The organism is Streptacidiphilus sp. MAP5-3 (genome assembly GCF_041262505.1).
In the GTDB taxonomy this organism is placed as follows: domain Bacteria; phylum Actinomycetota; class Actinomycetes; order Streptomycetales; family Streptomycetaceae; genus Streptacidiphilus.
This window is the reverse complement of record NZ_JBGCCL010000016.1, coordinates 39,766-60,855: the sequence shown is the minus strand read 5'-3', so window position 1 is coordinate 60,855 and position 21,090 is coordinate 39,766. Positions and strand designations below refer to the sequence as shown.

Below are 21,090 nucleotides of genomic sequence, written 5' to 3'. Positions count from 1 at the left end.
AGTACAGCAGTAGTGAACGTGTACGACGACGATGAGCAAACGGAGAAGACAACTCTCATGTCTGATGCCCTCACCGACATCAATGAGAACGGCGCCGAGGAGGACGCCCACGGGCGTCACCGGGGCCACCTGTCCGAGAGCGAGGTCAAGGAGAACAGCAGCCAGGGCAACCCCGCGACACACGGCCGCCACCGCCGCGCGGAGTAACCGGGCCACACAGCTCAGGGCGCGGGGTTCCACCGGGTTTCCGGCGAGGCTCCGCGCCCTGCATGTGGCAGTGCAGTGCTCAGACCTCGTGCTTCAGGCCCAGCACGGCCATGTTGGCGAAGCCGTCACCGGGCCGCCGCTCCGCGTAGAACGGCGACATCAGCTCGTCGAGCTCACCGGGGGTGAAGGCCTCCTTCGCCGTGTCGAACTTGGCCAGCACCGGCGGCGCGCCGAGGACCGCGACCATGCCGCCATGGACCACGAAGCACTGCCCGTTGACGTTGCCAGCCGCCGGGGACGCCAGATAGGCAACCAGCGGGGAGACGTGTTCCGGGGCCAGGGGGTCGATCCCGTTGCCCGGAGCGGACATCGAGCCGGTGAAGACGTCCTCCGTCATCCGCGTCCGGGCGCGCGGGCAGATGACGTTGGCGGTGACGCCGTAACGCGCCAGCGCCGAGGCGGAACTGGTGGTGAGCCCGACGATTCCGCCCTTCGCCGCCGCGTAGTTGGGCTGCCCCGCCGAACCCGCGACGAAGGCCTCGGACGAGGTGTTGACGATCCGTCCGTAGACCGGAGCGCCGGCCGCCTTGCTGCGGTCGCGCCAATGGGCGGCGGCGAAACGGGTGGTGGCGAAATGCCCCTTGAGGTGGACGTGGATGACCGAGTCCCACTCCTCCTCGCTCATCGAGAAGACCATCCGGTCGCGGAGGATCCCGGCGTTGTTGACCAGGATGTCCAACTGCCCGTAGGTCTCGACCGCCAGGTCGACCAGCGCCTCGGCCGCGGCCAGGTGGGCGACGTCACCGTAGTGGGCGACGGCGTGGCCGCCCAGGGCGAGGATCTCGGCCACGGTCTCATCCGCAGGCGCCGCCGAGGCTCCTCCGCTGCCGTCCCGGCCGGGCGCACCGAAGTCGTTGACGACGACGTTGGCGCCCGCGCGGGCGAGTTCCAGCGCCTCGGCGCGGCCGAGACCCCGGCCCGCGCCGGTGACGATCGCGGTGAGGCCTTGCAGAGAGGTGGTCATCCGTTGACTCCCGGTCGATGAGCAAGGTTCGGATCGATGAGCGAGGTTCGGATCGGAGGAGAGCAGAACAGGGGGCTGTCTGAAGCCGGTCAGCCCAGGTCGATGACGGTGCGCAGGGCCTCGCCCGTGCGCATCTGCTGGAGCGCGTCGTTGATGGCCTCGAGTCGGACATGGTGGGTGACCATGCCTTCGAGGTCGAGTCGCCCGGCCCGCCACAGCTCGATGACCGTGCGGTAGGTGGCGAGTACGTCCGAACCCCCGTAGAGGGACGGCAGGATGCGCTTCTCGTTGAAGAACAGCTCGAACATGTTGAACTGCGCCATGTCGTCCATCGCGCCCGCGCCGACGACGACCAGCGCGCCGCCGCGCCGGGTGGCGTCGTAGGCGGTGCGGACGGTGGCGGACCGGCCGACGACCTCGAAGGCGTAGTCGAAGCCCTCACCACCGGTGATCCGGTTCTTGGCCTCGTCGAGCTGGTCGGGGTGGACCGCCTCGGTCGCACCGAAGCGCAGCGCCCACTCGCGGCGTCCGGCGACCGGGTCGACGGCGAGGATCTGGGCCGCGCCCGCGACCTTCGCGCCCTGGATCGCGGCGATGCCCACGCCACCGCAGCCGACCACCACGACCGACGAGCCCGGTTCCACCTTGGCGGTGTTGATGGCCGCGCCGACACCGGTGGTGACCCCGCAGCCGATCAGCGCGGCGACCTCGTAGGGGACGTCGTCGGGGATCTTGAACGCGCACCCGGCCGCGATGACGCTCTCCTCGGCGAAGGTGCCGGTGGCCGAGAAGCCGAAGATGTCCTTGCCCTGGTGGGTGTAGCTGGGCGTGCCCATGTTCATGAACGCGGCCAGGCACAGGTTGCCCTCGCCGCGCTTGCACGCGGCGCAGTTGCCGCACGGCGGCATCCAGCAGACGATGACCCGGTCGCCCACGGCCAGGCCCTCGACGCCCTCGCCGACTTCGGTGACCTCGCCCGCGCCCTCGTGCCCGGGCACGAACGGCGCGGGCTGCGGCAGCACGCCGCTCATCGCGGACAGGTCGGAGTGGCACAGGCTGGCGGCCTTCATCCGGACCCGGACCTTGCCCGGTCCGGTGGCCGGGACGTCGACGCCCTCGTGGACCTCGAGTTTCTCCTGACCGGTCTCGTGCAGTACCGCTGCGCGCATCTTCGGGCTCCTCGGTCGTTGCAGTGCGGGGTCGTTGCAGTGCGCGAATCGCTGTGAACGAAGTCGAAAGCGGGTGACGGAACGCCTGTGTCCGTCAGGGCTGGTAGGTGACGACCGTGTCGGCCAGGACGGGGGCGTCGTCGCGCTCGACGCTGGTCGCGCTCACCAGCAGCCGGTTGCCGGACTCCTCCCAGATGCGGACGCGCAGCGTCTCACCCGGGAAGAAGATCCCGGCGAAGCGGGTGCCGTAGCTGCGGACCCGGGTCGCGTCGCCGCCGAGGACGGTGTCCACGACCGCCTTGAGGGTGACTCCGTAGGAGCAGAGCCCGTGCAGGATGGGGCGGTCGAAGCCGGCCAGCTTGGCGAAGTCGGGGTCGGCGTGGAGCGGGTTCCAGTCGCCGGAGAGCCGGTAGAGCAACGCCTGGTCGTGCCGGACCGGCACCTCGCGCTGGTAGTCCGCCCCGCGCTCCGGCAAGGTGACCCGCGCGCTCTCGCCGCGCTCTCCGCCGAAGCCGCCCTCGCCGCGCACGAAGATCTCGGTGTCGCAGGTGTAGAGGCGACCGTCCGCGTCGGCAGCCTCGCTGCGCATGACCAGGACGGCAGCCTTGCCCTTGTCGTAGATCGCGGCGAGCGAGCTGGTGAGCGTCGCCTTGCCGACGGCCGGGACGGGACGGTGCAGTTCGATCCGCTGGCCGCCGTGGAGGACCTGGGCGAGGTTGATGTCCAGCCCCGGAAGGTTGAAGGCACCCGCCTTGGCCAGTCCGCCGCCCGCAACGGTGACGAAGCTGGGGATGACCTGGAGATCCTTCTCGTAGGTGAAGCGCAGCTCGTCCGGGTCGGTGGCGGGACGCTGCGCGCCGGCGCCGATGCCCAGGTGGTAGAGGATGACGTCCTTGTGGTCCCAGGCGAGGTCGGTGGTGCGCGCGGGCGCGGCCAGCGCCACTGCGGGATCGATGGGCATTGCGGATGCCTTTCTCTGTCGCCGTCTCTCTGTCGCCGTGTCTCTGTGGCGGTGTCTCTGTGGCGGTGTCGCTCTCTGGCTGTCGCTCTGTCGTCCCACACCATGTCGCCCGGCAGCCGTCGCTGTTGTTGCCGGGGACTGGGAGACCCCGGCGCGACCGTCCGCACCGTCGGCCGCGCCGGGGTCGATCGACGCGGGCTCCGGCAGTCGTCGTCCTGCCGGTCCCGCGGGCTGGGCGTACCTATCCGTGTTCAATCAAGTATCAGTGGGCTAGAACAAGTTCTAGCGCATCGCAGTGGAGTTGAGAACGCTCCGGCACGGCCTTGTCGGTGCGATTCCCCCGCCGACCGCGTCACTTCCGCAGCAGGGTGACCACTGCGGCTCCCCCGAGGCCGATGTTGTGCGCCAGGCCGACCCGGGCCCCGGCGACCTGGCGGCCCTCCGCCTGGCCGCGCAGCTGCCAGACCAGCTCGGCGGCCTGGGCCAGGCCGGTCGCGCCCAGCGGGTGGCCCTTGGAGATCAGACCGCCCGACGGGTTGACCACCCAGCGCCCGCCGTACGTGGTCGCGCCGTCGGCGACGAGCTTGCCGCTCTCTCCGTCCGCGCACATGCCCAGCGCCTCGTACGTCAGCAACTCGTTGACGGAGAAGCAGTCGTGCAGCTCGATCACGTCGACGTCCTCGATCCCGAGGCCCGACTGCTCGAAGACGGCCCGGCCCGCCTCCCGCGACATCGGCTTGCCGACCACGTCGATGCAGGAGCCGGAGGCGAAACTCTCCTCGGTGTCGGTGGTCATCGCCTGGGCGACGATCTCCACGGCCCGGTCCTCCAGTCCGTGCTCGCGCACGAACCGCCCGCTGGCCACGACGGCCGCGGCGGAGCCGTCGGAGGTCGGCGAGCACTGGTACTTGGTCAGCGGCTCGTGGATGGTGCGCGCCTCCAGCACCTGCTCCAGCGAGTAGGCGTCGCGGAACTGGGCGCGTGGATTGGCCGTCGAGTGACGGTGGTTCTTCACCCCGACCAGGGCGAGCTGTTCGGCGGTCGTGCCGTAGCGCTCCATGTGTTCGCGCGCGGCGTTACCGAAGATCTGCGCGGTGGGCGGAGTCCGCTCGAAGCCGTGCTTGGCGGCCATGATGCCGTAGTGCCGGGCGACCGGACTGACCGCGAAGCCGTCCGCGCCGCTGCCGCCGCCGAGCGCGCCCTTGCTCATCTTCTCGAAGCCGAGCGCCAGCACGCAGTCGTTGAGGCCGCCCGCCACGAACTGACGCGCCATCATCAGCGCGGTCGAGCCGGTGGCGCAGTTGTTGTTGACGTTGTAGACCGGGATACCGGTCAACCCCACCTCGTAGACAGCCCGTTGTCCGGCCGTGGACTGCTGGTGGCAGTAGCCGACGGCGGCCTGCTCGACCAGGTCGTAGCCGATGCCGGCGTCCGCGAGCGCGGCCTCGCCGGCCTCCTTGGCCATGTCCCAGTACTGCCAGTCCCGGGTCTCCGGTTTCTCGAAACGGGTCATGCCGACGCCGACGAGGAACACCTTCTCGGTCATGCGCCACTCCTGTTCTGGGAGACGTGGTGCGTGGGTGCGGGCCTGGGTGCCGGTGCCGGTGCGGATGCGGATGCGGGCACGGATGCGGGCACGGATACCGGTTCCGGGTCGCGTGGCAGGCCGAGGATCCGCTCGGCCACCACGTTGAGCTGGACCTGCGTGGTGCCGCCCGCGATGGTGAGGCAGCGCGCCATCAGCACCGCGTGCCCGGCCTCACGTCCGAGACCCTCGTACACGGCCCCCGACGCCCCGCACAGTTCCAGCGCGCACGCGGCGACGCGCTGCGCGTGCGGGGCCGACACCAGCTTGCGGACGCTGCCACCCGCGCCGGGGTCGAGGCCGTCCAGCGCGGTGAGCGCGGTCCGCAGGTCGATGCAGGTCAGCACGTGCTCGTCGGCGGCGATCCGACCGAGCGCGACCGGATCGGCGACCAGGTCGCCGCCGTGGGCGTGCAGCAGTCGCCGGACGGCGGGCCCGGTGGGGCTGGAGTCGGCCATGTGGACCCGCTCGTTGCCGAGCGTGTGCCGGGCGACCTTCCACCCCTCGTCGACCGCACCGACCACGGCGTCGGCGGGCAGCCGGACGTCGTCGAGGAAGATCTCGTTGAAGACCGCGTCGCCGGTCAGTTCGCGCAGCGGGCGGATCTCGATGCCCTGGGTACGGCGCAGGTCCACCACGAAGTAGGTGAGACCCTTGTGCTTCGGCTTCTCCGGCGAGGTACGGGCCAGCAGGATGCCGTAGTCGGCCGTGCGGGCGCTGGAGGTCCACACCTTCTGCCCGTCCACACGCCAACTCCCGTCCTCCTGGCGGACGGCGCGGGTGCGCAGCGAGGCGAGGTCGGATCCGGCCTCGGGTTCGGAGAAGAGCTGACACCAGGTGATGTCACCACGCAGGGTCGGCATCAGCAGGCGCTCGCGCTGGGCCTCGGTGCCGTGGGCGACGAGGGAGGGGACGATCCAGTTGCCGATGGTCAGGTCCGGCAGCCGGACGTCGGCCGCGCGCAGCTCCTGTTCGACGACGAGTTGGCGCAGCGGGCTCGCGCCGAGGCCGTAGGGCTGCGGCAGATGGGCCGCGGCCCAGCCTCCGGGGGCGAGGCGGCGGCGCTGCTCGGCCGGTTCGAGGCCCGCCACGGAGGCTGCGGCGGCGCGGGCCTCGGCGCGGAACTCCTCGGCCTCGGCCGGAAGTTCCAGCTCCGGCCGCCACTCCCCCGGCTGCGCTGCCCCAGCCTCGGTGACCGCTCGCCACAGCGCCGATTCGCCGCCCTGTAGTTGACGAAGCGTCAGAGCGCGACGCAGGCGCAGGTGGGCGTCGTGCTCCCAGGTGAAGCCGATACCGCCCAGGATCTGGATGCAGTCCTCGGCGTTGGCGCAGGCCGCGTCGACGGCGAGGGCGAGCGCCACGGCGGCGGTGAGCGGCGAGGGTTCGCGCGCCGCGGCCCAGGTCGCGGCGGCGGCCTTCTCGGCGCGGACCAGCAGCCCCGCACAGAGGTGCTTGACCGCCTGGAACTGGCCGATCGGGCGCCCGAACTGCTCACGCACCTTGGCATGTTCGACGGCGGTCTCCACCGCCCAGCGGGCCAGCCCGCAGGCCTCGGCGGCGAACAGGACGGACGCGACCGCGTCGGAGGCAACCGCGTCGGGCGCGACCACGTCGGAGGCAGCGGCGCCGGAGCCGTCGCCCACCGCCGCCACAGGCTCGGCGGCGGCGCCCTCGAAGTCCACCCGGGCCAGGCCGCGGGTGAGGTCGAGCGCCGTCAGCGGGGTGATCCGGACCTCGTCCGCATCGACCGTGTACCAGCCGCCCCCGGCACGGACGAGCAGCAGGTCGGCCTCCGCCGCGCCCAGCACGGGCGTGGCCGTGCCGCTGATCCGGCCGTCGGCCACGCGGAGCGGACCACCGCGGACCACGGCTGCGGTGAGCCCGCCTTCGGCAAGGGAGGCAAGGCGGGCGTCACCCGACGGGGCCAGCAGTGCGGACGCCAGCACGGTGGGCAGATACGCGCCGGGCAGCACCGCCCGGCCCGTCTCCTCCACCACGACCGCCAGGTCGAGCAGGCCGCCTCCACCTCCGCCGACCGACTCGGCGAGGTGGAGACCGAGCATCCCCTGCTCGGCCAACCCCTTCCACCACAAGGGCCGAACGGTCCCCACCGCACCCGGCCCCTCCGCCAGCGCGCCCCTGACCACCTCACCGGAGACATCCCGCTCCAGTCGGCGACGCACCGAGGCCCGTAGCTCCCGGTGCTCCTCGCTGATCCCGATGGCCATCCACGCCCCTTCCCGGAACTGACGTGCCGTCAGATTAGAACCTGTTCCAGTAATTGGGAAGAGCAGAGCGGGAAGGCTCCAGGGAGACCTCTTTCGCGCGGCCGTCGGCCTACGGCATGATCTGCCGCCGTGACCACCCCTGTGACCAGCACCGCTGCCGCCTGCCCGGACTGCGGCGGCACGCTCACCGACGACGAGCGGTTCACCCGCTGGTGTCCCGCCTGCCGCTGGAACGCCCTGCCGAGCACTGGGCAGCCCAAAGCCTCCGACGCTGCTCCGAGCAGTCGTCGGCGACTCACCGGCCGGCTCGACCGCAACGCGGAGGAACGGCTCTTCACCGAGGTCGGCACAGCCGCCGCCGAAGGCAGGACGCTGCGGCCCACCATGTCCGCAAACTGGTGCGCCGCCGCGGTGTTGGCCCTACCCGTACACCTGGTCACCTTCGCCCTGCTCGCCCTTGGTTGCTGGCTGCTGACCTTCGGCACCTGGATCGCCGACGCCTTCGGCGTCGCGGTGGTCCTGATCGCGGTCTTCCTCCGCCCCAGACTGGGCCGCTTCTCCCGCGTGCTGAAGAGCGCGCCGACGCCGGGCCGCGAACGGGCCCCGGAGCTCTGGGCGTTGGCCGACTCCGTCGCCGACCGGCTCGGAACACGGCGCGCCGACGCGATCCTGCTCAACGCCTCCTTCAACGCGAGCTACCGCCGCGCCGGGCTGCGACGCCGGGTGGTGCTGACGATCGGAGTGCCGCTCTGGTACTCGCTCGAACCGCAGGAGCGCGTCGCACTGTTGGCCCACGAGTTCGGCCACGGGGCCAACGGCGATGCCACCAGCGGATTCTGGCTCGGCACCGCGCTGGTCTCCCTCGCACAGTGGTACGAGATGCTGCTGCCCGGACGCCGGTTGAGCGGTGGCCGCAGCGCGGGAGGCGGTCTCGCCGTGGCCGGCGAGGCGCTCGCCCAGGTGGTGATGTTCGCGGTCCGCGGCCTGGTCGTGCTCTGGTTCCGGCTGCTGGAACGGTTCACCCTCGCGGACAGCCGCCGGGCGGAGTACCTGGCGGACGGCTTCGCGGTCCGCCTCGCCGGAGCGGACGGAGCAGCGGGACTGCTCGGGGCGCTCACGCTGCAGTCGGCGTACTGGCACGTCGTCCATCAGCGCACGGTCGCGGCTCGGTGGGTACCGAGTGGACGCGGCGCGAAGGCCCCGGCGAAGACGGAGACGCAGGAGGGCCCGGAGACCCTCTGGGCCGAACTCCAGGAGTACGTCCGGTCGATCCCCGAGACGGAGCGCACCCGGCGGATCGTCGCCGACGAGCTGAGCGACACCGTCGCGGACGGCAGCCACCCGCCGACCCACCTCCGGGTCGGGTACGTGCGCGCCTTCCCCGACGCTCCGGCAGAGCTGGCGCCGTCGGCCGAGACCTGGGACGCGATCGCGAGCGAGTTGCGGCCTTTTGCGAACCGGTTGGCCGCCCACGTCCTCGACAGCTGAGCTCGACCGCCGAGCAGGCCAACGCTGCGCACCGCCCGTATCCGGCGGAAGTGACCCGCCGGTAAGGTGACCCGCTATGGACGCGACCTCGCAGGCCACAGAGATGGCGCAGACGTCAACGACGGCCCCGACGGCGCCGCAGCTCGACCCGGCGCGGCCGATTGAGGCGGTGCCGGATGAGGCGGTGCTCGCCGCGTTCGAGGCGGCCACCGGGTTCATGCCGGTCGACGAGGGCCTCGCCCTCTACGCGGCGGCGGTGGACGCGGTGACCCGGACCGGGCTGCCGCTGCTGGAGGTCGGCACCTACTGCGGCCGGTCGACGATCCTGCTCGCCGAGGCGGCGCGGCTAGGGGGCGGCGTGGCCGTCACCGTCGACCATCACCGCGGGTCCGAGGAGCAGCAGCCGGGTTGGGAGTACCACGACGCGACGCTGGTCGACCCGGAGATCGGCCTGATGGACACCCTGCCCCGGTTCCGCCGCACCCTGCACGCGGCCGGGCTGGAGCCGTACGTCGTGGCCCTGGTCGGGCGGTCGCCGCAGCTGGCCGCGCTCTGGGGCAGGCCGCTCGGGCTGGTCTTCGTCGACGGCGGACACACCGACGAGCACGCGACCGGCGACTACGACGGGTGGGTCCCGCACCTGGCACCCGAGGGCCTGCTGGTGATCCACGACATCTTCCCGGACCCGGCCGACGGCGGTCAGGCGCCGTACCGGATCTACCTGCGCGCTCTTGCCGACGGCTTCGAGGAGATCTCCGTCACCGGCTCACTGCGCGTGCTGCGACGCGGCTGACAGGCCGAACCGGCTGGAGCGGCTGGATCGGCCGCACCGACCACGCACGCCACCCGGACAGAACGCCCTAAAGCGCACGGACCGTTCTGTTCCGGCGGACCCGTCCGGACCGGCCCAGAACGGGACCACGACCGTCGGGAAGATCCGCCGCGCCCACGAACCGGTTCGATACGGTGGCCGCCATCGAACCGGGAACGAGGTGGCGCGTGAGCGAGCAGGACAACCCCGCACCCGCGGTGTGGGACCCGACAGCGCGGGGCGGAGCGGGCGGCTGGGTCCGCCGCGGCAACGGCGGAACCGCACCGACGCAGCAACCCCAGCAGCCACCTCAGCCGTCCCAGCCTCCCCAGCCTCCCCAGCCACGTCAGCCGTCCCAGCCCCAGCAGTCCCCACTGCCGCCCCGGCCGCAGACGGCTGCCGCGAGCTCCTCGGCGGACGAGGAACCGACCGAACTGCTGCCGCCCGTTCGGGAGCTGGACCAGCCGATGGTCCGCCCCTACGCGCCGACCGCGGCCCCGTCGTACCCGCCGCCTCCACCCCAGGACCCGCCCCAGAACCCGGACCCGGGCGCGCATCCGGCGCCCCCGTCGTACCCGCCGCCCTACCCGCCTCAGCCCGCACAGCCGCCCACGTACCCGCCGTCCTACCCGACGACAGCGCCTCAGCAGCCGTACGCGCAGCACCACCAGCCCTTTCAGTCCCCCTACCGCCAGCCTGACCGCCGGCCCCACGACCCGCCGGGCTTCGAGCCCTACGGGACGACGGCCACCGACGACGGTCCCGCTCCCCGGTCGCGCATGCCGCTGCTGGTCGCGGCGGTCATCGTCGGCGCCGCCGTGCTCGGCGTCGGCGCGGTGTGGGCGCTCGGGCTCGGCTCGTCGTCGGGATCGAGCAGCCGGGCCGCCGGGTCCGCCTCGTCGGCCACGCCCGCCGGTTCCGGCCCGGCCGCCACCGGCGGGTCCGGGGCGGCGTCGCCGTCAGGAAGCGCCTCCGCGAGCGCGAGCGGGAACGCCCGGACGCAGGCGCAGGCCGTGGACGGGCTGTTGAACGAGAGCAACTCCGACCGCAACCAGGTGGTCTCCGCCGTGCAGTCGGTGGCGGCCTGCAGCAGCCCGGCGTCCGTCGCCGCCGCGCAGTCCTCGCTCCAGCAGGCCGCCGCCGACCGGCAGAACCTGATCAGCAAGCTCGGGCAGCTCAACGTCTCCGCCCTCCCCAACGGGACCGCGTTGCAGCAGCTGCTCACCAAGGCCGAGAACGAGTCGCTCAGCGCGGACCAGGGCTACGCCTCCTGGGCCGGCGCGATGGCCAATGGCGGCTGCCAGCCCAACAAGGTGACGCAGACCTCGGACTATCAGGCCGCGGGCGCCAGCAGCGCCCAGGCCACGACCGACAAGAAGGCGTTCGTGTTGCAATGGGACCCGATCGCCAGCCAGTACGGACTCCACCCCTGGACCGAGAATGAACTCTGACCATCACGACGACGACCCCGCGCCGCTCCGGCGGCGCTCCAAGGCCACCACGCTCGTGCTGGTGCTCTCCGCACTGGTGCCGCTCTGCTTCGCGGGGTGGCTGGGATGGCAGGCCGTCGCCGGGGAGCGCGGCACCGCTGCCACGTCCGGAGCGAAGCCGACGGCGGGCGCGAACGGCGGGAAGCCGTCCAGCGACGGGGCCACGAAGAGCAGTTCCTCCTCCCCGACTTCCACCTCGGCAGGAACCGCGGCGTCCACCGCGGCAGGCAGCACGGGCAAGCCGCTGGCCGGCAAGGTGATCGTGATCGACCCGGGCCACAACCCGAACAACGTGAACCACCCCGACGAGATCAACAGCCTGGTCTTCGTGGGCAACGGCAGCAAGGCCTGCGACACCACCGGCGCCTCGACGGACGCGGGCTACCCCGAGGCGGACTTCACCCTCGACGTGGCCCGCCGGGTCCGCACGCTGCTGGAGGCCGAGGGCGCCAAGGTGATCTTCACCCAGGACGGGAACACCCCGTGGGGCCCGTGCGTGACGCAGCGTGCCGCCGTCGGCAACCAGGCGCACGCGAACGCGGCCATCTCGATCCACGCGGACGGCGCGGGACCGACCGACTACGGCTTCCACGTGATCATGCCCGCCCCGGTCGACCAGGGCAGCGTGGACAACCAGGCCATCGTCGCGCCGTCGCACACCCTGGGCATGGACGTCCGTTCGGCGTTCGCTACGGCGACCGGCGAGCACTACGCCACCTACATCAACGGTGGTCAGGGCTATGACATCCGCAGCGACCTCGGCGGCCTCAACCTCTCCACCGTGCCGAAGGTCTTCATCGAGTGCGCGAACATGCGGGACGCCGCCGACGCCGCCAAGGTCACCTCGGCGAGTTGGCGTCAGCTGGCCGCTCAGGGCATCGCCGACGGACTCAGCGAGTTCGTCCTGCACGAAGGCAACACGTCGGGCTGATACGGTCCTAAACGGTCATGGGTGGTCCGCCCGTATCATCCGTTCGCCGCACCGTACTCGACGACTCACGAGAGGCCTGACTCGGTGAATCTGCGAAGCGTCACCCGGGGAGATGCCGCGCTGGCGGCCTCGGCGCTGCTGCTGTTCGTCTCCTCCTTCTTCACCTTCTACAAGGCGGACGCAGGGCTGTGCCAGACGGCGCCCGGGGGCGGTGGCGTTTGCTCCACCAACGCCTGGAGCGTCGCGCTCTTCCCGCTGCTCCCCAGCGTCTTCCTGCTCGGCGTGGGCGGCGCGGTGCTGGTCCTGTTGGACCGTCTGATCGCGCAGCCGCCACAGGTGTTGAACATTCCGCTGCGCGTCTGGGGCACGGTGCTGACGGTGGCGTCGGCCTGGTCCGCGCTCTGGGCGCTGTTCGGCGGCCCGACGGGCGCGCTGTGGGGGGAGCCGGCGGCGACGTCCGGCCCGCAGCTCGGCGCGTTCCTCGCGCTGCTCTTCTCGCTGCTCACGGTGGTCTTCGCGGTCTCCGGTCCGGTGCTGCCGGCGCTGGTCGTTCCGCTGCTGCCCGAGGCGAAGCCGACGACGCCGGGCGCACCGGGCGCGCCTGGTGCCCCGGGCATGCAGGGCTACGGCGCCCAGCAGCCGCACCTGGGCCACTTCGGCGGCCAGCCGGTCCAGCAGGCCCACCCGGGACAGCCGTTCCACGGCCCGGAGGCGACGCCGGGGCAGACCCCGCCGGCCGGCGCCGGGTACCCGTACGCGCAGCAGCAGCCCCCCGCGCCCTCGCCGCAGCCGGCGACGCTCCGCGAGGCCGCCCCGCACGACGCACCGCCGCCCCGTGAGCGCGGTGGCCGCACCTTCCGCCTCAAGCCGGAACCGGGCGCGCTCAAGCCGGAGCAGGGAGCGCAGGCCCAACCCGGCCCGCAGGGCCAGGCGTCCACCCCGGCACCGGCAGCCTCTGCTGCGCAGGCGCCCGGGCAGACGTCCGGGCAGGCGCACGGACAGGTCGGGGCTCCCGCTGCTGCCGCCGCCCCGGCGGGTGCTGTCGCCGCCGCCGCGACGCCTGCGCCGCCGTCCTTCTCGCCGTTCTGGTTCGCGGTCCCGGCTGCGCGTCCGCTGGCTCCCGAAGACCACCCGAGCGGCCCGTCGGTCGGCGAACTGGTGCCCGGCACCTGGTACCTGGCCATCGCCCAGCGCGGCGAGGCGCTGCTGACGCAGACCCAGGAGGGCAAGCGCGGCCTGCTCAAGGACACCTCGGGCATCCAGCGCGGCTGATCCCGGAGACCCGACCAGGGGCTGACAACTCAGCGCCCATTGTCACCTGCGGACCCCCACGTTAATCTGACGCTCCGTCAGTTTACCGTGGGGGTTTCGTCATGCGCCTCGGTCTGGTCCTCGGCTACTGGGGCGCAGCGCCCACGCCGGGCTTCGTCGAACTGGCCCAGGAGGCCGAACGGCTCGGCTTCGACTCGGTGTGGACCGCGGAGTCCTGGGGCTCGGACGTGTTCACCCCGCTCACCTGGATCGCCGCGCACACCAGCCGGATCCGGCTCGGCACCGGCATCGCCCAACTCGCCGCGCGCACGCCCACGGCCACCGCGATGCACGCGATGACCCTGGACCACCTCTCCGGCGGCCGGATGCTGCTCGGACTCGGCCTCTCCGGCCCGCAGGTCGTCGAGGGCTGGTACGGACGGCCGTTCCCGCGTTCGCCGCTCACGGCGGTGCGCGAGTACGTGGACGTGATCCGCCAAGTCCTGCGCCGCGAGAGGCCGGTGACGCTGGAGGGCCGCTACCACGCCCACCCCTACGCGGGCCCGGACGGCACCGGGCTGGGCAAGCCGCTCAAGCCGATCCTGCACCCGCTGCGGGCCGAACTCCTCATCCTGCTGGGCGCGGAGGGCCCCAAGAACATCGCCCAGACGGCCAGGATCGCCGACGGCTGGCTGCCGCTGTACTGGTCCCCCGAGCGCGCCGACCTCTACGCCGAGCCGCTGGCCGCGGCGCGGCCCGGTTTCATGGTGGCGCCGATGGTCCACGCACGCGTCTGCGAGGACGTCGAGGAGGGCCTGGCGCCGATCCGGGCCATGCTGGCCTTCTACGTCGGCGGGATGGGCGCGCAGTCGCGCAACTTCCATGCCGACCTGATGGCCCGGATGGGCTTCGAGGCGGAGGCCCGGCGGATCCAGGAGCTGTTCCTCTCGGGCCGCCGCGACGAGGCGATCGCGGCGGTCCCGACCGCGTTCGCGGACGAGATCAGCCTGGTCGGCCCGCGCGAGCGGATCGCCGACCGCCTCGCCGCTTGGCACGCCTCCCCGGTCACCGACCTGCTGGTCACCTCACGCGACCCGCTGACGCTGCGCACCCTGGCCGAACTGCTCCTCTGAACCTGAACCGCAGTGCGTCAGTCGAGCGTCAGGCCGGTGCGCCAGAGGGCGTGGACGCGCGGGTCGCCGAACCGTTCCGGGCCCGGAGTACCTTGCGGCAGACGGCCGTTGAGCCAGAGCATCACGTCCAGCGCGGTACCGCGGACGGCGGCGTCGGCCTTGGCGTGGCCGTGTTCGACGGTGAACCCCTCGGGCGTGCGCAGCAGTTGCCACTCCCCCGGCACGTCCGTGCAGTGCAGATGCAGGCTGTCGCCCTCCCCGCCCAGCGCCTCCCGGCCCTTGGCGGCGAGCACGGCGGGCGTGCCGGCGTTGGCGAGCAGCTCGTCGATGTTGTCGGCGGCCAGCTCCGGCTCGGCGACCGGGAGTTCGCCGACCGCCAGCTGGCCGTCGATGCCGTGCACCAGCGACTCGTGCGCGATCCGGCGGCCCCACCAGCAGGTGCTGCCGTTGCCTGCCCAGCCCCACAGCTCCACGCCCGGACCGGCGTCGCGCAGCCGGCCGACGCCGAGCTCGACGGCTGCGAGCAGCCACTGCGCCGCGGCGTCGTCCGACATCTCCCGGTCCGGGACCTCGCGCATCCGCACCGGTTCCTGGGCCTTGCGGCCGACGATCTCGCCGATCCAGCGGTAGACCATGCCCGTATGGAAGGCCAGGTCGCGCAGGGTCCACTCGGGGCAACTCGGCACGGGCGCGGTCAGCCCGTCCGGCCCGACGCGGGTGACGATCTCGGCCAGCCGACGGCCGTTGTCCTCGGCGGCGTCGAGGTAGCGCTCATGTGACAGCCAGTCCATTGCCATGGCACGGACGCTAACAGGCCCGCGGCTCACCGTCATGCGGGTAGTTCCGCGGGCCTGCTGGGGGCCATCCGAGCGCCCCAGGCCTGGTTGCCGGGTGCGTCGAGTCAGGCCTCGCGGACGGTCGCGCAGCAGTCGGCGGTCAGGCCGGAGGGGAGTTCCTCCCCGCCGAAGACCGAGACGGTCGCCTCGTCGCCGCCGAGGGCGGCGACGGCGAGCAGCAGCGCGCCGGCCGTCCAGGTGGTGCGCTCCTCCGGCCAGACGGCGTCGTCCTCGAAGACGTAGCCGGTCCAGTAGCCGCCGCTGTCGTGGCGCAGGTGCTGGATGGACTTGAGGATCTCCACCGCCCGCGTCGACTCGCCCACCGCCCAGAGCGCCAGCGCCAGTTCGGCGCTCTCGCCACCGGTCACCCACGGGCGGTCGGAGACGCAGCGGACGCCGAGTCCGGGGACGACGAAGCGGTTCCAGTCGCGGTCCAGCCGCTCGCGGGCCGCCTCGCCGCGCAGCGCCGTGCCGAGGACGGGGTAGTACCAGTCCATCGAGTAGCGGTCCTTGTCGAGGAACCGCTCCGGGTGACAGGCGACCGCGTGGCCGAGTTGACCTGCCGCCAGTTCCCAGTCGGGCTGCGGCTCTTCGAGGTACTCGGCGATGGCCAACGCGCAGCGCAGCGCGTGGTGGACGCTGGAACAACCGGTCAGCAGCGCCTCGTCGGGCGCACCCCCGTCCTCCTCGCGCCGCCAGGAGACGGTGCCGTCCGCACGGCCGAGACCGAGGACGAAGGTGACGGCCCGGATGACGGTGGGCCAGATCTCCTCCAGGAAGGCGTCGTCGCCCGTGGAGAGGTGGTGGTGCCAGGCCCCGACGGCGACGTAGGCGCAGAAGTTGGACTCCCGGCTGCGGTCGCTGGGTTCGCCCTCCCGGTAGGCGGAGAACCAGGAGCCGTCCGGATTCTGACTCCGCATCAGCCAGCGGTAGGCCGCTTCCGCCGCCGCCTGCTCGCCGGCGACGTCCAGCGCCATGGCGGCCTCGACGTGGTCCCACGGGTCCAGATGCCCTCCGGTGAACCACGGGATGGCCCCGTCCGGGCGCTGCTCGGCCAGGATGCTGCGGACGGTGACCTCGGCCTGCTCGGCCGTCAGCACACCGTCCAGGATCAGCGTCCTCACTCGCCCACCTCGAACGACGCACTTTCCCCGGTGCGGGGCTTGGTCGCGTAGGCGACGAAGCTCTTGCCGATCGCCGGGTTGAGCGCCTTCTCGGTCCAGCGGGTCAGCTTCCCGACGACCGGCGCGCCCACGATGTCCCACACCAGCAGCTGGTGGTAGGCGCGGACCGGCAGCGCCTTGTCGTTGTCGACGCCGACCGCGCACTTGATCCACCAGTACGGCGAGTGCAGCGCGTGGGCGTGGTGGGTGCCGTAGGGGTCGAGCCCCGCGCCGCGCATCTTCTCCAGCAGCTCGTCGCCGCGGTAGATGCGGATGTGGCCGCCCTCGACCTCGTGGTAGGCGTCGGAGAGCGCCCAGCAGATCTGCTCGGGCAGCCAGCGCGGCACCGTGATCGCGATCGAGCCGCCCGGCTTGAGCACGCGGACCATCTCGGCCAACACGCCCTTGTCGTCCGGGATGTGCTCCATCACCTCGGAGATGATGATCTTGTCGAAGCTGTCGTCGGGGAAGGGCAGCGAGAGCGCGTCGCCCTCCACCGCGATCGCGGACGCGCCGGGAGGAGCCTCGCCCTCCAGGTCCATCGCCGCGAACCAGCGCCGCACCTCGCGGATCTCCTCCGCGTTCTGGTCGAGCGCCACCACCCGGCCGCCGCGCCGGTAGACCTCGAAGGCGTGGCGTCCTCCGCCGCAGCCGAGGTCGAGCACCCGGTCGCCTGGCGCGATGGGGAAGCGGGAGAAGTCGACGGTCAGCACGGCCGGGGCTCCTTAGGGTTGCGGGAACTGCGAGCTGCGGTCCAGGAGTGGCGCACAGTGCAGAGAAGTGGCGGAGGAGTTCGGAAAGTTCAGGGAGCCGGAGCGGGCCGGCAGGAAGCTCAGACGTAGCGCCAGCCCGCACCCGCGCGGGCGTGCTGCCCGATACCGGTCGCGATCGCCTCGCGGTAGCGCTCGACGGTCAGTTCGGCCGCGCGGCGCCAGGTGAAGCGGGAGAGGACGCGGGCGCGTCCGGCCGCGCCGATCCGGGCGCGCAGCTCGGGCTCGTCCAGCAGCCGGCCGAGGGCGGCGGCCAGCGCGCCCGGGTCGCCCGGCGGAACGGCCAGGCAGGTCTCCCCGTCCGGACCGGCGACCTCCGGGATCGCGCCTCCGGTGGTGGCGACCAGCGGCGTGCCGGTGGCCATCGCCTCGGCGGCGGGCAGCGAGAAGCCCTCGTAGAGGGACGGCACGCAGGCCACCTGGGCGCTGCGGACCAGGTCGACGAAGGCCGCGTCGTCGATGCCGCCGCGGAACTCGACCGCGCCCTCGAGACCGAGCCGCTTGATCGCCTCGGCGACCGGGCCCTCCTCGGGCCGCTTGCCGACCACGACCAGGTGCGCCTCGCGCTCGGTGCGGACCTTGGCCAGCGCCTCGACCAGGTACACCAGGCCCTTGAGTGGCACGTTGGCGCTGGCCGTAGTGACGATCCGCCCCGGAACCTCGGCGACCGACGCGTCCGGCGACCACAGCTCCACGTCCGCGCCGATCGGCACCACGTGGACGCGCTGCGGCGCGACGTCCAGGTGCTCGACTATCTCGCGGGCGGAGCTCTCGGACACCGTCAGCACCGAGTCCAACCGGGCGGCGACGCGGCGCTGCATGCTCGCGAACCGGTACCAGCGCCGGACCGAGAGCCTGCGCGCCCAGCTCGGCGCCGCGGCCAGGTCGAGCTTGCGGTCCACGGTGATCGGGTGGTGGATGGTGGTGACCAGCGGGAAGCCGATCCGGTCCAGACCGAGCAGGCCGTAGCCGAGGGTCTGGTTGTCGTGCACGACGTCGTATCGGCCGCGGTGCAGCGCGAGGTGGCGCCGAGCGCGAAGACTGAAGGTCAGCGGCTCGGGAAAGCCGCCGGTGCGCATGATCGCGGTCTCCAGCACGTCCACCGGCCCGCGGTATTCGGAGAGTCCCGGCGTGCGGAACGGGTCCGGCTCGCGGTAGAGGTCCAGGCTGGCGATCTCGCCGAAGGCCAGCCTGCCCGGACCGGCCGGGTCGATCGCGTCGACATCCAGCACGGGGTAGGGCTGCCCACCGAGCACCCGGACGTCGTGCCCCAGCCGGGCCAGCTCGCGCGAGAGGTGACGGACGTAGACGCCCTGGCCGCCGCAGAACGGGTTGCCCTTGTACGAGAGCAGGGCGATGCGCAGCGGCTCGTCGTGGCTCGCGGTCAACTGGGACCCCTCTCCTGGGTCTCTTGCTTCTCTCCCGTGCCCTCCCCGGGCCGCCTTGGCCAGGGTAATCTAGAACACGTTCCAGCGTGACAGCATGGAGAGAGCACGAAGATTACCGGCCCGTAGCTTTTCCCGGTTTCGCGGGGTGGGGTGATTCGCGCCACGCCTGCCCTGTGCGCCATCATGCGTGGGATCCAGTGGTAGGTACGTAGGAGCTCCCGATGACGACCAGCCCACGGCCGGCGGCGCCACCGCTCACCGAGCGGCAGGAGGCGCGTCGCCGCCGCATCCTGCACACTGCCGCCCAACTGGCGTCGCGCGGCGGGTTCGAGGCGGTTCAGATGCGCGAGGTAGCGGACACGGCGGGCGTCGCGCTGGGGACGCTCTACCGCTACTTCCCCTCCAAGGTGCATCTGCTGGTCGCGACCATGCAGGACCAGCTCCAGCTCTTCCAGGACCAGACGCGCAAGCACCCTGCGGCCGGGGAGGACCCCGGCACGCGGGTCGCGGAGACGCTGATGCGGACCTTCCGCGGGCTCCAGCGGGAACCGCAGCTCGCGGAGGCGATGGTCCGCGCCCTCACCTTCGCGGACCGCTCGGTCAGCGCGGAGGTCGACCAGGTCTCCCGGATCACGGGAGCACTCATTCTCGACGCGATGGGGTTGGACCAGCCGCCCACTCGCGAGCAGTTGGCCGCGGTGCGGGTGATCGAGCACACGTGGCACTCGGCGCTGGTGACCTGGCTGTCGGGGCGGGCGTCGATCGCGCAGGTGCGGATCGACCTTGAGACGGCATGCAAGCTGTTGACGATGGAGTAGACGGATCCCTTGGGCACGCGGGGAAGTTGCACCTCCAGGGGCGCGGGGCCCTGCTTGGCGCCCCTGAGGCATCTGCAACTCAATCCGGGAAGACAGGGTCTCCGGTCTCTGCCAGCTGAATGAGGATCGCCTCCACCGGGCAGCTCTCCGCAGCCGCCAACACCGCCTCGGAAGCGTCGAGCTCGTCCTCCCTGGGGTGCGACTGACGCGCAGCGTCCAAGCGGAACGCTTCCGGCGCGCTGTTCGCGCAGAACCCGCTGCTGATGCAGACGCCGCGGTCGACCTCGACGTGCCACCGATCGCCCATCCGCGCTCAGCCCTCCTCGGGAATCGCGTAGCCCTGCGGCAGGTTGATGGTCTTCTCCTCCAGGAAGCCCGCCAGGCCCTCGGGGCCGAACTCCCGGCCCAGGCCGGAGTTCTTGAAGCCGCCGAACGGGCCGTTGAAGTCCAGGCTGAAGCTGTTGACCGAGAAGGTCCCGGTACGGACCTGCCGCGCGATGTCGACGCCGTGTTCCGCGTCGGCCGCCCAGACACTGCCGGAGAGGCCGTACTCGGAGTCGTTGGCGATCCGGATCGCGTCCGCCTCGTCCTCGTAGGGCAGCAGGCAGACGACCGGGCCGAAGATCTCCTCGCGGGCCACCCGCATCCGGTTGTCGACGGACCCGAGCAGCGTCGGTTCGACGTACCAGCCGCGGGGCTGGGACTCCGGGACGCCGCCGCCGGCGAGGACCTTCGCGCCCTCGTCCTGGCCGATGCGGATGTAGTCGAGGTTGCGCTGCTGCTGTCGCCTCGCGACCAGCGGGCCGATCTGCGTCTCCGCGGCGAGCGGGTCGCCGACGACCAACTCCCCCACCGCCGCCGCCATCTTGTCCGCGATCTCGTCGTAGCGGGAGCGCGGCGCGAGGACGCGGGTCAGGGCGACGCAGGCCTGGCCGTTGTTCATGTAGGAGGAGCCCATGAGGTTGGCGACCGCCGCGTCCAGGTCCGCGTCCGGGAGCAGGATGGCGGCCGACTTGCCGCCCAGCTCCAGGGTGACGCGGGTGAGGTTGCGCGAGGCGACCTCCATGATCCGCTTGCCGGCCGGGACCGAACCGGTGAAGGAGATCTTGTCGATGCCCGGGTGCCCGACCAGGTACTCGCTGACCTCGCGGTCGGCCGGGAGGATGCTGAGCACGCCGTCGGGCAGCCCGGCCTCGGTGGCGATCTCGGCGAGGATGTAGGAGTCCAGTGGGGTCTCCGGCGACGGCTTGAGCACCACCGTGCAGCCCGTGAGCAGCGCGGGCGCCAGCTTCGCCGCCGCGACGAACTGCGGGACGTTCCACGGCACCACGGCCGCGACCACCCCGGCCGGTTCGCGTCGGACGAGGAGCGGGCTGAGCACGCCGCTGCGGTACTCCTCGAACCGGAAGTTCCGGGCGGCGGCGATGGCCGCGTCCCAGATCATCATCGGGCCGTAGGCCTGGGCCAGGATGCTCCACGAGTACGGCGAGCCGTTCTCGGAGCTGATCACGCGGGCGATCTCGTCTGCACGGGCGGCGATGCCGTCCTTGATCCGCTCGCAGACGGCGATCCGCTCGGCCAGGCTCATCCGCGGCCACGGTCCCTCGTCGAACGCCGTCCGGGCGGCGTCGACCGCGCGGTCCACGTCCTCGCGGGAGGCGTGCGGGACCCGGCCGATGACCTCCTCCGTGTGCGGGGAGATCACCTCGATCACCTCGGACCCGGCCGGGGCGACCAGCACGCCGCCGATGTAGAGCTCGCCGTACTCGGTGACGCCACCGGACGCAGCGCTTTCGGTCATCGACCTCTCCCTCCGGAACCCTGTCCCACTCAATGA

19 protein-coding genes are annotated in these 21,090 nt (G+C 72.1%); 8 read left to right on the top strand and 11 right to left on the bottom strand.

Annotated elements, in window-relative coordinates:
* The first annotated feature begins 57 nt into the window (after positions 1-57).
* Positions 58-207 carry a hypothetical protein gene (locus ABH928_RS23010; protein ID WP_370069463.1) on the top strand — a complete coding sequence of 50 codons (150 nt, stop codon included), beginning with the start codon at positions 58-60 and terminating at the stop codon, positions 205-207.
* A 79-nt stretch (positions 208-286) separates the two neighbouring features.
* On the opposite strand, the gene ABH928_RS23005 is transcribed toward ABH928_RS23010, so the two are convergent.
* The 5 genes from ABH928_RS23005 to ABH928_RS22985 form a co-directional block, all read right to left on the bottom strand.
* A complete protein-coding gene (locus tag ABH928_RS23005; protein ID WP_370069461.1) occupies positions 287-1,231 on the bottom strand; it encodes a 3-oxoacyl-ACP reductase in 945 nt (314 codons plus the stop codon).
* Between the two features lie 89 nt (positions 1,232-1,320).
* Positions 1,321-2,400 carry a Zn-dependent alcohol dehydrogenase gene (locus ABH928_RS23000; protein ID WP_370069459.1) on the bottom strand — a complete coding sequence of 360 codons (1,080 nt, stop codon included), beginning with the start codon at positions 2,398-2,400 and terminating at the stop codon, positions 1,321-1,323.
* A gap of 94 nt (positions 2,401-2,494) precedes the next feature.
* Positions 2,495-3,361 (bottom strand): MaoC/PaaZ C-terminal domain-containing protein, encoded by an 867-nt coding sequence (locus ABH928_RS22995; protein ID WP_370069457.1) that lies wholly within the window; start codon positions 3,359-3,361, stop codon positions 2,495-2,497.
* 352 nt (positions 3,362-3,713) lie between these two features.
* Positions 3,714-4,907 (bottom strand): lipid-transfer protein, encoded by a 1,194-nt coding sequence (locus tag ABH928_RS22990; RefSeq protein ID WP_370069455.1) that lies wholly within the window; start codon positions 4,905-4,907, stop codon positions 3,714-3,716.
* The gene (locus tag ABH928_RS22985; RefSeq protein WP_370069453.1) at positions 4,904-7,174 is read right to left on the bottom strand and encodes an acyl-CoA dehydrogenase family protein; all 2,271 of its coding nucleotides are present in this window, start codon (positions 7,172-7,174) and stop codon (positions 4,904-4,906) included. Before ABH928_RS22985 ends, ABH928_RS22990 begins: the two co-directional genes overlap by 4 nt.
* A gap of 129 nt (positions 7,175-7,303) precedes the next feature.
* Here ABH928_RS22985 and ABH928_RS22980 point away from each other — a divergent pair, with 129 nt between their 5' ends.
* The 6 genes from ABH928_RS22980 (at position 7,304) to ABH928_RS22955 (ending at position 14,278) form a co-directional block, all read left to right on the top strand.
* Complete coding sequence (locus ABH928_RS22980) at positions 7,304-8,662, top strand: M48 family metallopeptidase (RefSeq protein ID WP_370069451.1); 1,359 nt, start codon at positions 7,304-7,306, stop codon at positions 8,660-8,662.
* 217 nt (positions 8,663-8,879) lie between these two features.
* On the top strand, positions 8,880-9,455 hold the full coding sequence (locus tag ABH928_RS22975; protein WP_370069632.1) for a class I SAM-dependent methyltransferase: 576 nt from the start codon (positions 8,880-8,882) through the stop codon (positions 9,453-9,455).
* 206 nt (positions 9,456-9,661) lie between these two features.
* Positions 9,662-10,924, top strand: coding sequence for a hypothetical protein (locus ABH928_RS22970; RefSeq protein WP_370069449.1), 1,263 nt, complete (start codon positions 9,662-9,664; stop codon positions 10,922-10,924).
* Positions 10,914-11,894: an N-acetylmuramoyl-L-alanine amidase gene (locus ABH928_RS22965; protein WP_370069447.1), complete on the top strand. Its 981-nt coding sequence runs from the start codon at positions 10,914-10,916 to the stop codon at positions 11,892-11,894. The genes ABH928_RS22970 and ABH928_RS22965 overlap by 11 nt, the downstream gene beginning before the upstream one ends.
* Before the next feature lie 84 nt (positions 11,895-11,978).
* On the top strand, positions 11,979-13,166 hold the full coding sequence (locus ABH928_RS22960) for a hypothetical protein (protein WP_370069445.1): 1,188 nt from the start codon (positions 11,979-11,981) through the stop codon (positions 13,164-13,166).
* A 101-nt stretch (positions 13,167-13,267) separates the two neighbouring features.
* Entirely contained in the window at positions 13,268-14,278 is a 1,011-nt protein-coding gene (locus ABH928_RS22955) for an LLM class F420-dependent oxidoreductase (protein ID WP_370069443.1), read from the top strand.
* 17 nt (positions 14,279-14,295) lie between these two features.
* Here ABH928_RS22955 and ABH928_RS22950 read toward each other — a convergent pair whose 3' ends face one another.
* From ABH928_RS22950 to ABH928_RS22935, 4 genes are all read right to left on the bottom strand, one after another.
* Entirely contained in the window at positions 14,296-15,075 is a 780-nt protein-coding gene (locus tag ABH928_RS22950; RefSeq protein ID WP_370069441.1) for a maleylpyruvate isomerase family mycothiol-dependent enzyme, read from the bottom strand.
* A gap of 104 nt (positions 15,076-15,179) precedes the next feature.
* Entirely contained in the window at positions 15,180-16,214 is a 1,035-nt protein-coding gene (locus ABH928_RS22945; protein WP_370069630.1) for a prenyltransferase, read from the bottom strand.
* Between the two features lie 20 nt (positions 16,215-16,234).
* Complete coding sequence (locus ABH928_RS22940; protein ID WP_370069439.1) at positions 16,235-16,990, bottom strand: methyltransferase domain-containing protein; 756 nt, start codon at positions 16,988-16,990, stop codon at positions 16,235-16,237.
* A gap of 119 nt (positions 16,991-17,109) precedes the next feature.
* Entirely contained in the window at positions 17,110-18,435 is a 1,326-nt protein-coding gene (locus ABH928_RS22935; RefSeq protein ID WP_370069437.1) for a glycosyltransferase family 4 protein, read from the bottom strand.
* Between the two features lie 221 nt (positions 18,436-18,656).
* On the opposite strand from ABH928_RS22935, the gene ABH928_RS22930 reads away from it, so the two are divergent.
* Positions 18,657-19,253: a TetR family transcriptional regulator gene (locus ABH928_RS22930; protein WP_196198070.1), complete on the top strand. Its 597-nt coding sequence runs from the start codon at positions 18,657-18,659 to the stop codon at positions 19,251-19,253.
* A gap of 79 nt (positions 19,254-19,332) precedes the next feature.
* On the opposite strand, the gene ABH928_RS22925 is transcribed toward ABH928_RS22930, so the two are convergent.
* On the bottom strand, positions 19,333-19,560 hold the full coding sequence (locus ABH928_RS22925) for a ferredoxin (protein WP_370069435.1): 228 nt from the start codon (positions 19,558-19,560) through the stop codon (positions 19,333-19,335).
* Between the two features lie 6 nt (positions 19,561-19,566).
* Positions 19,567-21,054 (bottom strand): aldehyde dehydrogenase, encoded by a 1,488-nt coding sequence (locus ABH928_RS22920; protein WP_370069433.1) that lies wholly within the window; start codon positions 21,052-21,054, stop codon positions 19,567-19,569.
* Positions 21,055-21,090 lie beyond the last annotated feature (36 nt).